The following is a 13,820-nucleotide window of genomic DNA, read 5'->3' as shown; positions in this document are numbered from 1 at the left end:
TAAAAATATAATATTTTAAAAAATCTGAAAACTGTTGTATAGGCAACTTGTTTATATGGATATTCATATTATAATTATTTTAACAAAGTACATAATATATGCAAATAAAATGTTAAATATAATTTTCAAAGCCATATAAAATATTTCTATAAAATTTTCTATAAAATACAATTGAAATAATATAAAGGGAGGTGACATTATGGATTTTACGATTGTTACTAATAATACAATTGTAAAAGATAATTATGAAAATATCATTTTTGTAGAAGGCGATTTTTTTGATGTGCTATTAGAGGTAAGAAGCTGTATTCATTTAGGGCATGAGCTTATATCATATCCTCTTGGAGCAAGTATAAGGATGATGTATTCTCCAATTCGGTCAATATTAATTGGCAAGGAATTGAAAGCTATTGACGAAAATTCCATTGAGGTCATAGAAAACAGTATTGAAAAATACAAGGTAACAATGGGAGAGAGAAATGTCGACGAGAGAAATAGAAGAGACTATGAGGTTATTGATTATGAGTTGATAAAATCTGCAATATATGAAAACGATTTTATCAATGAAATATTATAATTTATTAAAGGGGTGAAGTATTTTGAAACTAGAACTTAGAAAAATTCAAATCAACAATGTTGAATTTGGAAAAGAGACAAAGGTTGATGGATCTACTTTGTTTATCGACAAGGATTCATTGATTGAAGAACTGAAAAAAGTTCCAAATGTTAAAGCAATTAAAATCGATATTGCAAAGCCTGGTGAAAAGACTAGAATAATTCCGGTGAAGGATGTTATTCAGCCTAGGTTTAAAGTTGAGGGAGCCAGCGGCTTTGCCGGTGTTACGAGTGATGTTGCTCAGTTAGGGAATGGAATTGCTAACGTTCTTGAGGGTGTTGCCGTTGTCACAATAGGTGATATAGTTGGTTTTCAGGAGGGCATCATAGATATGTGGGGAGAAGGTGCAAAATGGACTCCTTTTTCAAAAACTAATAATATAGTTGTTGATATAAGTGTCATTGATGGATTGACGCCTCATGAGCATGAAGAAACTTGCCGAATAATTGGTTTAAAAACTTCTGAGCTTGTCGGCTTGGCAGCCAAAGGTTTAACTTCTGATGAAGTTGAAGTATATGAAATGGGTGACAATGATGAAGAAACTGAAAAATATCCAAGCCTTCCAAAGGTCGTGTATGCCGAAATGCTTATTTCACAGGGACTTCTTCATGCAAGCTATATTTATGGTGTTGACTCAGCACATATTTTACCTACATTGATTTCTCCAAATGAAGAATTGGATGGAGCAGTAATAAGTGGTAACTGTGTTGCAGCTTGTGATAAAATAACAACTTATCAGCATCAAAATAATGCAGTAATAAAGGAATTATACAAGCTTCATGGAAAGAAAATAAATTTCTTAGGAGTTGTGTTAGTTCCTGAAATGACAACCTTGAATGGTAAATTTATATCTTGTGATTATACTGCAAAGCTTTGTAAGATGCTGGGTGCTGATGGAGTTGTGGTATCTGAAGAAGGCTATGGAAATCCTGATTCAGATTTGGTAATGATTTGTTCAAGGCTAGAAAGACAAGGAATAAAAACTGTGCTGATAACTGACGAATGCTCTGGCTGGGATGGAATGAGCCAACCTCTTACTGATATAGCCAAAGAGGCAGTTGCAGTTGTATCTACAGGAAATGTTTCTCATGTTGTTGAGCTTGGAAAAGCAGATAGAGTATTAGGTGATCCTGAGGCAGTTGCAAATATAGCTGGCGGATGGGCTGGTGCTTATAATAGTGAAGACGGAACAATGAAGTGTGAGTTAAATGCGGTAATAGGTGCAACTTCTGAAATTGGTACTCACAATGCAACAGTAGAACTTTATTAAGGGGGAAAATGATATGTCTGAAAAGAAGGTTTTATTTTATCTAAATCAGTTCTTTGGACAGATTGGTGGAGAAGACAAGGCTGGTATAGCACCAATGTTCAAGGAGGGAGGAATTGGTCCATCTGAAGTATTTGCAAAATCGATATCAGAAGATGGAGGATTAGTTGGTACTATTATTTGTGGAGATAATTTTTTTAATGAAAACAAAGAAGAGTCTTTGGAATTTTTGAAGAAAATATGTGAAGATGTAAAGCCTGATTTGGTTGTGGCTGGTCCGGCTTTCAATGCTGGTAGATACGGTATGGCTTGTTCAGGTGTGGCTGAATTTTTCGAAAAAGAGGCAGGTATCCCAGTTGTTTCAGGGATGTATGAAGAAAATCCAGGACTAGATTCTGCAAGAAAGGTCGCATATGTTGTAAAAACTGGTGATTCAGCAGGTACAATGAGAAAATCACTTCCAAAGATGGTTTCAATAGCTAAAAAAATACTTAACGGAGAAGTGGTTAAACCAGATATTGACGACTATTTTGCACAAGGCAAAAGGCTAACAGTATTCTCTGAAAAAACAGGTTCTCAAAGAGCTATAGAAATGCTGATGAAAAGACTCAACGATGAGCCGTTTACTACTGAGCTTCCAATGCCAGTATTTGATACTGTAGATCCAGCTCCTGCTATAAAAGATCTTTCAAAGGCTACAATTGCATTGGTTACTACTGGTGGTATTGTACCTATGGGAAACCCTGATAGAATTCAATCGGCATCTGCTCAGAAATGGGGTAAATATGATATATCAAAATTGGATAAATTGGAAGGGAATTTCTGCACAATACACGGTGGATATGATCCAGTTTATGCGAATGAAATCCCAGATAGAGTTGTTCCTTTGGACTCACTTAAGCAGCTTGAAAAGGATGGTATTATCGGAGGTGTGTACAAAGATTTCTATACTACAACTGGTACTGGTACAGCAATAGGTAATTCAATTGTATTCGGTAAAGAAATAGGAGAAGAATTGAAGGCTGCTGGTGTAGACGGTGTTATTCTAACTTCTACGTGAGGTACTTGTACACGTTGCGGTGCAACGATAGTAAAAGAAATAGAAAGATATGGGATTCCGATTGTTCATATGGCAACAATTGTGACAATATCAAAATCTGTTGGAGCAAACAGAATAGTACCTACTATAGCAATACCTTACCCAGTAGGTAATCCAGAAAAAGGCGAAAAGGAATTGGACTTAAGAAATTCACTTGTTGGTAAGGCATTAGATGCTCTTACAACTGAAGTTGACGGACCGACAATATTCTAGTTAAACACTATTAGAAGTTGACTAAGTAATGAAAATGGGTGATTTTTATGATTGAAAAAAATGAAAAGATAAGCACGAAAAAGGTTATTAATTACGCTGGTGCATTCATTGCCCTATTAATAGGCTCTGGCTTCGCAACTGGTCAAGAAATTTTACAGTATTTTACAGCGCTTGGGTATAAAGGCATTTTGGCAGTAATACTTTGCTTTGTACTTTTGGCATATGTTGGACTTAGCTTTATATCTGCTGGATATAATAATAGGTTTGATACACCAAATGACATTTATAGATATTATTGTGGGAAAGCCTTGGGAACGTTCTATGATTACTTCTCAGTATTCTTTATCTTCTTATCGTATACGGTAATGATAGGTGGAGCTGGCGCAACTACTGCACAACATTACAATTGGTCACCCTATGCTGGGGGAATTCTAATGGGCATCGTCGTAATTATCACAGCTATATTCGGTTTGAATAGGATAGTTGAAGTTATCGGTAATATTGGACCAGTGATAGTTGTAATTGCAATTTTTGTAGGTGGAGTAAGTATATTTACTCATTTAGATGGAATGAATACTGCAAATGACGTTGTTAGAGATCTTGTGGCAAGCAAGGAGATTAAAATAGCAAATTCAAATTGGCTGTTGTCAGCAGGATCATATGTGGGTTTCTGTATGCTATGGTTGGCTGCGTTTCTAGGGCAGATAGGAGCGAGTGCAAATAGTGACAAGGAAGGTAAATTAGGTGCATTTTGGGGGGCAACAGGATTTTCACTGGCTGTTTTGATAATGTCGCTGGGTATATTCTTTTCAATAAGTACATTGAAAGGAAGTCAGATTCCAACATTGATATTGGCTGGTGAAATTCATCCAATGCTTGCAAATCTATTTTCAGTAATAATTCTTTTTGGGATATACACTACTTCTGTTCCGTTATTGTGGTCAGTTGTATCGAGATTTGCAGAAGAAAAGACCTCAAAATTTAGACTGTTGTCAATTGTTTTTGGGATAGCTGGCATGTTTGTTGGTCTAACTCTAAAGTTTGACACATTGGTCAATTACGTATATGTACTGAACGGATATGTTGGTTTAGCTCTATTATTTATAATGATTTTTAGATCTATTCAATGGAAAAAAATATAATAGATGAACTGGCATAGCTAAAGCTTGCTTTAGAGATACTTATTATAATTACTCTTGATGAATTAGGCTTGATTTTTACTTATTGTAAAAGTTATAGCCTTTTTCATTTTTTTATAAAGTTGGGTGTTAAGTGTTTTTTATTTTGTAAATGAGTTAGTTTCTATGTTATAATATAGATAATCTATATTTAACAGTATTTAGTATAGATATTTACGATATTGATACGTTTATCTCTTGTAGGTGATAGTATGAAATAAGGATATTTTTGGAGGAATGCGAATGGATAATACATTTTGGGATAGAAGTATTTTTAGAGGAATTTCGGAGGAGTCGAAAAATGCTATTGAGAAATTGAACAAGAAAGAAGTGACTTATGATTCAAACACTATGATAATTAGAGAAGGACAGGAAATTGAGCATTTCGCAATAATTATTGAAGGTGTTTTGAAATCAACCGAATATACATCATCAGGGAAGGAATTAAATTCTTCGTATTTCTTTGCAAGAGAACAACATTCATCATATTATTTTGCAGGAGATGCTTTTCCGTTTTATTTAATCTACGGCGGTGTAAAAAACTATTTCTTCAATGTATTGGCTCTTAAAAAATCTAGAGTTGTGTGGCTTCCAGTCGATGAGCTGAAGGAAATTATTGACAAGGATCCTGTGTTTTTAAAAAATATTTTGCAGTTTGTTGCTAAGTATAATTGCTACAGCAAGGTTTTGTTGAGAGGAGTGCAGTATAGAAAAGTTATTGAAAGGCTGAGTTACTGGCTAATATATATGAATAATTCAGACGAACTAATTGAGATACCAAATTCACAAGAGGTTCTTGCAGATATGCTTCATGTTAATAGAAGCAGTCTAAATCAGGAGCTTGTTCAGCTAGATAAGGATGGAATAATCCAATTTAACAGAAAAAATATTAGAGTTTTAGATAAAGAATATCTGAAATCATTGCTTTGAAGCAGTATACAATATAAATGGAGATATATCAGAAGAACTAATACTTGATGCTATTGGTAAGCAACGTGCAAAAAAAGTATCCAAGCATTCATTTTTGTGCTTTAAGAATGCGGGATACCTTTTACAAAAAAATTCTACATACTTATGTTTTTTTATTTTATAAGCTTAAAATCTAATGCTTAATAGAGCCTGATGTTAAACCAGATATCAGAAATTTTCTGAATATTATAGCAAAGACAGCGGGCGGTATTATCGATAATATACCAACTCCGGCTATGATTCCATAGTTAATTTGATATCTAGTCATGAATTCCGACATCACCATAGTAAGTGGTTTATATTCATACGAAGATATTAAAATGGTAGGTATTATGTACTGTTTCCAAGCCATTAGAAACATAATCAAAGTAGTGGTAATTATAATAGGTGTGGAAAGAGGAAGGACTATTTTAATAAATATTTGTTTTTCACTAAATCCATCCATAGCTGCCGCTTGCCATAATTCTTTGGGAAGCTCTTTTATATAATTCATTATTATCCAAGTATTAAGCGGTAAAAATGCTGAAATATATATAATTGATGTCCAAAATATACTATCAATCATGTTTAAATTTCTAAAAATATTATAAACTGGTATAATAGTTGTAAAAACTGGTATAACTACTGTAAGTAATAGAAGGTTTATAAAAATTTTTTTGAATTTAAATTCATATCTCGCCAGTGAATATGCTGTTATAATTGATATGGGAATTCCGATTGCTAATGTTATTAGAGAAATTCTCATACTGTTGTATAGTCCAATAAATGTAGTTTGGTGTTCTCTTGTATTGGGATCGAATAGCAATTTATAGTTATCAAAAATAATTGAGCTTGGTAAAATATTTCTGCTCATTTTAAGCAGCTCAGACTCAGGTGTTAGGCTTATAAGAAAACACCAAAAAATAGGACCTAAGCAAAAAAATATTATTATAATAACGGCTAAATAGTATAAAATTTTATTATTTTTTAATTTCATATTAATATACCCTTTCAACAGTCATGTTCTTCACATATAAATAACCTAAAATACCAGTCAATAACATAATTACATATGAAACTGAACTTCCGTAACCAAAATCTAAAAAACTGAATGTATTTGAGTAATTATAGACTAGCAATGTTTGGTTTTCGAACTGATAACCAGATAAAGCGATTACTTCATCAAATACATTTATTGCAGTTGTAGTAAGATTTATCAAAACTACTCCTAATGATGGAATTATTAGTGGAAGAGTTATATTTATAAAAGCTTGAAATCTTGTACTGCCTTCCAAATAAATAGATTCATAATAAGCATTTGGTATATTTTGAAGGTTGGCAAGTATTACAATTGATGAAAAAGGTACAATTCTCCATATAATTACAATGGAAACTACAAATAAAAAAAGTCCTCTTTCATTGATCCAAGATATAGGTGAATTTATCAATCCTATTTTGAGTAATATTTGATTCATTACACCATATCCAGGGAAAAATATAAATTTCCACATTATACCATTGACTATAGGAGGGAGTGCCCATGGAACAATTACAATTGCAGTGAGAAAAGGTGTTATAAAATTTTTTTTATTCAGTATTAGTGCAATTACTAAGCTTATTATAAGACCCAAAATCATTACCAATGCTAAAACAATAAAGCTATTTAATAGCGAATTATGGAAATCAGAGCTTAATATAACATTTTGAAAATTTTTAAGTCCGATGAATTTTTCGCTACCTGGCTCTGTTAATTTGAAATATTTTAAACTGTATCCAAAAGTGGTTATAACAGGAAAAAATACTGAAAAAACCATTATTAAGATACAAGGTATAAGTAGTAAAAAAGGTGTTTTTATTTTCTTATTTTTCATACTGTCATTTGCATCTCCTTAGATTAGTGTAGCTCAAATATAAATTCAAAAAGTCGAGGCAACCATTGTTTTCGATACCTCGACCTTAGCACTATCGATTTAGCTTAAAGCTTTATATTTATTTTAATAATAAATTTTTTATATAAACTATAAATTTAGATTATTTTCTCTCATCAATCAATTTCTGAACCTTTTCAACCATAGTATCAGTGGCCTTTTCAGGAGTTAAATTTCCTTTTCCTAACTGATTAATAATGTTAAATATTTCAGTACTCATCTCAGTATAGTATTTAGGAACTCCATTTGGGAAAGGTGTATTTACTATCTTAGACTGTTCTACTATAGAGCCAGGAGTTTTAATAATACCATCTTTTACCATTTTTTCTATTACACTTGTTCTAGTTGGCGTATTATTTATTGCTTTATTTAATGCCAGCTGTGTTTCTGGTCTAGAAAACCATTCAACAAATTTTTTTGCTGATTCTTTATTTTCAGAGAAAGTAGAAATTCCAACTGCTTCAGTAAATGAAATAGTATTTTTTGCCGGACCATCTATTGAAGGCATAGGTATAACTGTAATTTTACCAACAACTTTTGAAACCTTTGGATCATTCGAGCTTGTTATAAAGGATGTTGGACCAAGCAAGAAAGCGCCATCTGCATTGTTTATACCTCTAAATGTATCTATTCCTGGTTTAGATACGCTGTCAGGTGTTATATATCCTTCTTTTACATATCTGTCAATTGTTTTTAATGTATCAAGTACACTTTCCTTATTTAATGTATCATCATTGTTAAAAACTTTTCCATTTCTAGTATATGCAAGTGTTAAGAAAGATGTAGTAGTTTTCTCTTCTGCATGAAGAGGGAATAGATAAGGGTATTCAGACACCTTGGAAGCTTTTAGTTTTTTCATTGCTGATTCCATATCACTCCAATTCTTTGGAACCTCAGAAATACCAGCTTTATCCATCATTTCTTTATTCATATAAGCCAGTCTCAATCCATTTGCATAAGGGATAGAATAAATATCATTTCCGAATTTAAAGTATGAAATAGAAGGTATGTCTTTTTGAGTTTCTGAGTCTACATCAAGCTTTTCCAACCAACCAGCTGTTTTAAATTCACCAGACCAAGACCAGTCAACCTCTATAACGTCAGCGGGTGCTTTTTTTGCTGCAGATGCAATGGATACCTTGTTCTTAATATCATCCCAGGCAGTAGGAAGGACCTTTACTGTAATTCCAGATTCTTTTTTAAATTCAGCAAGCATTTCGTCTGATGGGACACCCCATTCAGGAATCATTAGAGTGATTTCCTTTCTGTCGCTCGTTTTACTGGATTCTGACTTTTCTTGTTTCGGTGAACAGCCTGCTAACAGGACGAGGGTAAGAGCACCGGATAACAATAAACTAGATATTCTTTTTACCATTTTGCTTCTCCTTTGGATAAATCTATTTTGTGATTTTGATATATTATTGGCACAACTAATATATTCTAATATATTTATTTAGACAAGTATAGCATTAAGTATATTGCAGTGTAAAGTAAAATACTATTCTATGAATAGTTGTATTAATAAAAACAATAACTGAAAATATAGAATATAGTTTTTTTCTATAAAGAACTTGATTTTATAGTAATTGCTCAATAAAAAACGATATAATATATAGAATATAAGTGTAGAAGCGAAAAAAATAATTAATAAATATCGTAAAGAGGAAAAAATTATGAGAGGAATTAAATTTAGAAATATCACAAAATCATATGATGGAAAAAATAATATAATAGAAAATTTTAATTTAGATATTGATGATGGAGAATTTTTGGTATTGTTGGGACCCTCTGGATGTGGAAAATCAACATTATTGAGAATTTTAGCAGGTTTAGAGGAGCTTACATCTGGGGAAATATATATGGATGATGAATTAGTAAATGATAAAGCACCTAAAGACAGGGATATAGCCATGGTTTTTCAGAATTATGCACTTTATCCCCATATGACAGTTTATAAAAATATTGCCATAAATTTGATTTTGAAAAAAATAGATAGAAGTGAAATAGATAGAAGAGTTGATGAGGTGGCAAGAATATTGCAGATAGAAGACTTATTAAATAGAAAACCACGTCAATTATCAGGAGGTCAGATGCAAAGAGTTGCTTTAGCTAGAGCTATGATAAGAAATCCAAGGGTGTTTTTAATGGATGAGCCTTTATCAAATTTAGATTCAAAATTAAGGGTTCAGACGAGGTCAGAAATAATGAAATTGTATAGACAACTCAAAACGACTACAGTATATGTAACTCATGATCAAGTTGAGGCAATGACTATGGCTACTAATATAGTTTTGATGAATAATGGTAATATAATACAAAAAGGTACACCAAATGATTTGTATGATAAGCCTGAAAATATTTTCGTTGCAGCTTTTATAGGATCTCCACAGATGAATATAATGAGTATAGATACAGGATATAGAAATATAATTTCTATTTTGATAGAAAGTTTTTTGAGAGAAAATATTGATATAAGTAAGATAGAAATTGATAATACAGTATTTGGTATACGTCCTGAGCATATATTCATAAGGGAAGGAGATTCTTTTATAGTAGACTTGATTGAAAATTTAGGGAACGAAAAAATAATAACCTTAAAAGCTGTTAAAAAAATAAAAAATAAATGTATTGATAACAAAGATGAAAGCTTTGATAACGAGAGCCCATCTAAGAATATCAAAGAAGATTTAAGCTTAGAGTTTAATTTATATAATGACCCTAATAATAGCCTTTATAATAAAAATGAAGAGATAATAATAAGAACGGGCTCTGATACAGATATAAGATTAGGAGATTTTTGTGATGTCACTTTTGATTTATCTAAAATTCATCTTTTCGATAGAATAACAAAGAAAAGAATTTATGCATAAATTGTAGAATTTTGATCTGGGTGAGTAATAAATTAAATATAATGCATAACAGGATTTAATCAATAAATGATGCTCGATAGAACAAGAGTATTGAAATTATATTTAGGAAATAGCTCTATGCAAGAAAAAGTATCCAAGCATTATTTTTGTGCTTTAAGAATGCGGGATACTTTTTCTTGCATAGAGCTTATTTTTGAATCAGTTACCTTTATTATATTCTATCATATATTAAAAATTTATATTTTGGTGTATTATTAGTACATATATATTCTGATTCACTAGTTAGAATCCATTTTTCTTCGAGAATTTCTGGGAAAAAGCTGTCCGCATCGACCTTTTTTTCTTCAGCTATACTTGTGACATATAGCTTTGAAACGTCATCCATAAATTGCTTATAAATGTTGTCACCACCACAAATAAATATTTTTTCGTCGGGATTGTTTTTTGCATATTCAATAATTTCTTCCTTACTACGCATAGTATAGGCTCCATCAAATACTGAATCACTTCTAGTTAAAACGATATTTTTTCTGTTTGGAAGAGGTCTTTTTGGAAAACTGAAATATGTTTTTCTTCCACAAACTATTGTATTGTTTTCAGTAGTTGATTTAAAATACTTTAAATCATCCTTTAGATAATAAAGCATATCGCCAGCTTTTCCTATTGCATTCGTTTTTTCGGTCATTGCTACTATTGCATATAAATTTTCTATCATCAATACCTCCTATATCGCCATTTCAAATTTCAGATTTGGCTTAATTGGATTGTATCCTTCCAGCACAAAATCGTCGATTGTGAAAGAGTAGAAATCTTTTTTTTCAGGGTTAAGAATCAACCTAATCCTTTCGTGATTTTGCTGTGATTCTCTTGAAATTATTTCCTTTACCTGATCGATGTGTCTATCATAAATGTGAGCATTGTTTACATAGTGACAAAATACTCCTGCCTCAAGTCCAACATGCCTTGCCACCATCATCTGCAAAGCCACATATTGAATTTTGTTTATTGAATTGGCAACTGGCACATCGGATGATCTTTGAATCAATGTCATATCAAGATAGCAATCTCTAACGCTCCATTGAGTTTCCATAGCACAAGGGAATAATCCTTTTGAAGCTTGAAGATCTGATTCCTGATAAAGATTGATGATGTGTCTTCTACCAAATGGCTGGTTTTTTAGGTTTTCTAATAGATTATTCATCAAATCATATTTTTTTACAGTTGCTCCGTATCTCTGACCAATAGTTCTGTCACCAATATCCCATTCATCCCACCAGGTTATTCCATATTTGTTTTTAAGAAGCTCCAAGTCATTGCTTTGGTCTTGATAAATCCAAAGAACCTCCTTTATTCCAGATTTCCAAGCGACCTGTCTTAGAGTTACTATTGGTAGCTCCCCCTTTGATAAATCATACTTTTCGAAAACTTGATTCACAAAATATGTGTGTGAAGGTGTACCATCAGTATATTTAGGTCTTACCTTTTCACCAATAGTGCTGTTTCCGCTATTTAATATATCCTCACAAAGTTTTTTGAAATTATTATCTGCTATTGTCATATATTTTCCTCCCTTGCTAAATAAGTTACTATATATTTTACCATATTTTCAATGGTAGAAATCTTAAAAATTAATTGAACTGTAAAATTGAAAGAAATATGATTTTAGAGCAAAAAATTGACTGAGCTAATATGAATTATATTGAGTGTATAAATACAAAGGAAAGACTTTTTTTATAACAAAAATGTAATAAATACACATCGAATTAATGGTTGTATTTGTAACGTATTAGTAGTTGTTAGAAGGTTGAAAAGCATATATACTATTCTTAAGGAATATTATTTGCTTTTTTATTTAGGAGGATTTATTATGAAGAGGTTACTTAAAAAATCGGTGATACTAGCAGTATTCTCGCTTGCTATAGGCTTTGGTACGACATCCTTTGCACAAGCTGTATCTGTAAAAAATATCAGTGGAGCTGACAGATTTTCAACTGCTGTTAGTATTTCTCAAAATGGTTGGAAAAATGGAAGTGAAAATGTAATTATTGTAAATGCAAACGCTGTTGCGGATTCTCTGTCTGTTGCTCCCCTTGCAAGCGAAATAAATGCACCGGTTTTGTTGAGCAATTCAACAAATCTTGATGTTGAAAGTACGGTAAAAGAAATCTCAAGGCTACAGCCCCAAAATATTTATATTATTGGAGGGGAAAATTCAATAAGCTCCGGTATCGAAGAGAGCTTAAAGGGAAGTGGATATGCTGTTGAGAGAATTTCCGGAAATAGTCGAGTTGAAACGTCAATAAATATTGCAAAGAAAATAAAAGCTGTCAGGGGATCAAATTTTGAGGAGTCCTTTGTTGTAAATGGGGTGACTGGGCTTCCTGATGCTGCTGGAGCAGGTGCAGTTGCAGCTAAGCAGCACATTCCTATTATTTTTACCGACAATAATTCCTACACAAAGGTAAGTGAAGAAATAAATAATTTAGGGGTATCGAAGGTATATTTAATAGGTGGAACGAATGGTTTACCAGCGCAATACGACAGCCTGGTTGTAAATGTTGAAAGAATCAGTGGTGTTGACAGACAAGACACTAACTTAAAAATAATAAAAAGGTTCTTTGGTGATTTTGATACAGTCTATATTGCTGAAGATGGTATGGGGAATAATTCTAAATTGATAGATTCAGTTCTTATTAATGCCGGCATTATTTCAAGCATCAATTCTACTGACGGAGAATCAAGCCTGAGCTATGGACCAGTTCTTTTGATAAATTCAAGCTATGGATTTACCTTTGATCAGCTTGATGCTTTGAATGGTTTAAATAGCAAGGTATCTAATTTGGTACAGGTAAGTGGTGGTGTGAAGATAAAAAAAAATATATCGAAAATTGCTGATTTCATCTCAAATAGAGGAAACCAAAATTCGGATACAGCATTTGACAAATTAATGAAATATAGAAATATGGAGATAGAATATAGCTTTGAAGGTAATTCAAAAAAACTAACTGGTAAAAATATTCTTCCAATGATAGAAATAGATAGAGCCAATGGATATAAATTAGATTTTAATAGAGAATCAATCAAGAGCTTCTTAGGAGCTATAAAATTTAATGGAACAGTATCAAATAATGGAAGCTATGCATATTGGAAAAATAATAATGTTGTGATATCAAGTGAATCCAAGATAAGCTTAGATGTAAACAAAGAAACAGATAGATTGATTGAGCTATTGAAAAAGGGTGAATCTGTTTATTCAGTTACACCATATTATATCACTGGTAGTATTCCTAATAAAGCCACTAGCATAGGTAATAAATATGTTGTTGTTAATATTAAGGAGCAAAATATGAAATTGTATGAAAATGGAAAAATAACTCTTTCGACACCGATAGTTTCAGGAAATCCGAATAGAGGCATGGCTACACCTCCAGGAATATTTACGTTAAGAGCAAAGATGAGAAATGTTGTTCTTAGAGGACCTGGATATGCTTCGCCTGTACAGTATTGGATGCCGTTTAATGGAAGCATTGGAATTCATGATGCATACTGGCAGCCTACATTTGGCGGAACTAGATATTTATTTGCTGGCTCACATGGCTGCATAAATACTCCACTAAACAAAGTTTCATCATTATACTCAAAGATTAGCGTTGGTACACCTGTGATTGTGGTAAGATACTAAATTTGTGGTAAGATACTAA

At 32.2% G+C, this 13,820-nt stretch carries 12 protein-coding genes; 7 read left to right on the top strand and 5 right to left on the bottom strand.

The features are described 5' to 3' along the window. Positions 1-199: 199 nt before the first annotated feature. The 5 genes from BM120_RS00185 to BM120_RS00165 all read left to right on the top strand — a co-directional run bounded on the left by BM120_RS00185 (position 200) and on the right by BM120_RS00165 (position 5,303). Positions 200-577, top strand: a complete 378-nt coding sequence (locus tag BM120_RS00185; RefSeq protein ID WP_091992483.1) for a GrdX family protein — start codon at positions 200-202, stop codon at positions 575-577. A 22-nt stretch (positions 578-599) separates the two neighbouring features. Next, positions 600-1,886, top strand: a complete 1,287-nt coding sequence (locus BM120_RS00180; RefSeq protein ID WP_091992482.1) for a glycine/sarcosine/betaine reductase component B subunit — start codon at positions 600-602, stop codon at positions 1,884-1,886. Positions 1,887-1,899: 13 nt separating this feature from the next. Then, positions 1,900-3,195: a glycine/betaine/sarcosine/D-proline family reductase selenoprotein B gene (locus tag BM120_RS00175; protein WP_091992481.1), complete on the top strand. Its 1,296-nt coding sequence runs from the start codon at positions 1,900-1,902 to the stop codon at positions 3,193-3,195. A 47-nt stretch (positions 3,196-3,242) separates the two neighbouring features. Next, positions 3,243-4,337, top strand: coding sequence for a YkvI family membrane protein (locus BM120_RS00170; RefSeq protein WP_091992480.1), 1,095 nt, complete (start codon positions 3,243-3,245; stop codon positions 4,335-4,337). 279 nt (positions 4,338-4,616) lie between these two features. Then, positions 4,617-5,303: a Crp/Fnr family transcriptional regulator gene (locus BM120_RS00165; RefSeq protein WP_177187334.1), complete on the top strand. Its 687-nt coding sequence runs from the start codon at positions 4,617-4,619 to the stop codon at positions 5,301-5,303. A 172-nt stretch (positions 5,304-5,475) separates the two neighbouring features. On the opposite strand, the gene BM120_RS00160 is transcribed toward BM120_RS00165, so the two are convergent. The 3 genes from BM120_RS00160 to BM120_RS00150 form a co-directional block, all read right to left on the bottom strand. Further along, complete coding sequence (locus tag BM120_RS00160; protein WP_242941510.1) at positions 5,476-6,195, bottom strand: carbohydrate ABC transporter permease; 720 nt, start codon at positions 6,193-6,195, stop codon at positions 5,476-5,478. A gap of 124 nt (positions 6,196-6,319) precedes the next feature. Continuing rightward, entirely contained in the window at positions 6,320-7,192 is an 873-nt protein-coding gene (locus BM120_RS00155; protein ID WP_242941509.1) for a carbohydrate ABC transporter permease, read from the bottom strand. 160 nt (positions 7,193-7,352) lie between these two features. Continuing rightward, positions 7,353-8,624 carry a sugar ABC transporter substrate-binding protein gene (locus BM120_RS00150; protein ID WP_091992478.1) on the bottom strand — a complete coding sequence of 424 codons (1,272 nt, stop codon included), beginning with the start codon at positions 8,622-8,624 and terminating at the stop codon, positions 7,353-7,355. Positions 8,625-8,922: 298 nt separating this feature from the next. On the opposite strand from BM120_RS00150, the gene BM120_RS00145 reads away from it, so the two are divergent. Beyond that, positions 8,923-10,119: an ABC transporter ATP-binding protein gene (locus BM120_RS00145; RefSeq protein ID WP_091992477.1), complete on the top strand. Its 1,197-nt coding sequence runs from the start codon at positions 8,923-8,925 to the stop codon at positions 10,117-10,119. Positions 10,120-10,330: 211 nt separating this feature from the next. Here BM120_RS00145 and BM120_RS00140 read toward each other — a convergent pair whose 3' ends face one another. Next, on the bottom strand, positions 10,331-10,834 hold the full coding sequence (locus BM120_RS00140) for a dihydrofolate reductase (protein ID WP_091992476.1): 504 nt from the start codon (positions 10,832-10,834) through the stop codon (positions 10,331-10,333). Positions 10,835-10,843: 9 nt separating this feature from the next. Continuing rightward, complete coding sequence (locus BM120_RS00135; protein ID WP_091992475.1) at positions 10,844-11,677, bottom strand: thymidylate synthase; 834 nt, start codon at positions 11,675-11,677, stop codon at positions 10,844-10,846. A 309-nt stretch (positions 11,678-11,986) separates the two neighbouring features. Between BM120_RS00135 and BM120_RS00130 the strand changes: the two genes are divergently transcribed. Beyond that, positions 11,987-13,801, top strand: a complete 1,815-nt coding sequence (locus BM120_RS00130) for a cell wall-binding repeat-containing protein (protein ID WP_091992474.1) — start codon at positions 11,987-11,989, stop codon at positions 13,799-13,801. Positions 13,802-13,820: the final 19 nt, after the last annotated feature.

This window comes from Peptostreptococcus sp. D1 (assembly GCF_900112955.1).
In the GTDB taxonomy this organism is placed as follows: Bacteria; Bacillota; Clostridia; order Peptostreptococcales; family Peptostreptococcaceae; genus Peptostreptococcus.
The sequence above is the reverse complement of the archived record's forward strand: the minus strand, read 5'-3'. Positions and strand labels throughout refer to the sequence as shown.

Coding starts and splice junctions, on each gene's coding strand:
- BM120_RS00155 (WP_242941509.1), bottom strand. CDS start 7,192: ATGAAAAATAAGAAAATAAAAACACCTTTTTTACTACTTATACCTTGT.
- BM120_RS00170 (WP_091992480.1), top strand. CDS start 3,243: ATGATTGAAAAAAATGAAAAGATAAGCACGAAAAAGGTTATTAATTAC.
- BM120_RS00130 (WP_091992474.1), top strand. CDS start 11,987: ATGAAGAGGTTACTTAAAAAATCGGTGATACTAGCAGTATTCTCGCTT.
- BM120_RS00145 (WP_091992477.1), top strand. CDS start 8,923: ATGAGAGGAATTAAATTTAGAAATATCACAAAATCATATGATGGAAAA.
- BM120_RS00160 (WP_242941510.1), bottom strand. CDS start 6,195: ATGAGCAGAAATATTTTACCAAGCTCAATTATTTTTGATAACTATAAA.
- BM120_RS00150 (WP_091992478.1), bottom strand. CDS start 8,624: ATGGTAAAAAGAATATCTAGTTTATTGTTATCCGGTGCTCTTACCCTC.
- BM120_RS00135 (WP_091992475.1), bottom strand. CDS start 11,677: ATGACAATAGCAGATAATAATTTCAAAAAACTTTGTGAGGATATATTA.
- BM120_RS00140 (WP_091992476.1), bottom strand. CDS start 10,834: ATGATAGAAAATTTATATGCAATAGTAGCAATGACCGAAAAAACGAAT.
- BM120_RS00185 (WP_091992483.1), top strand. CDS start 200: ATGGATTTTACGATTGTTACTAATAATACAATTGTAAAAGATAATTAT.
- BM120_RS00165 (WP_177187334.1), top strand. CDS start 4,617: ATGGATAATACATTTTGGGATAGAAGTATTTTTAGAGGAATTTCGGAG.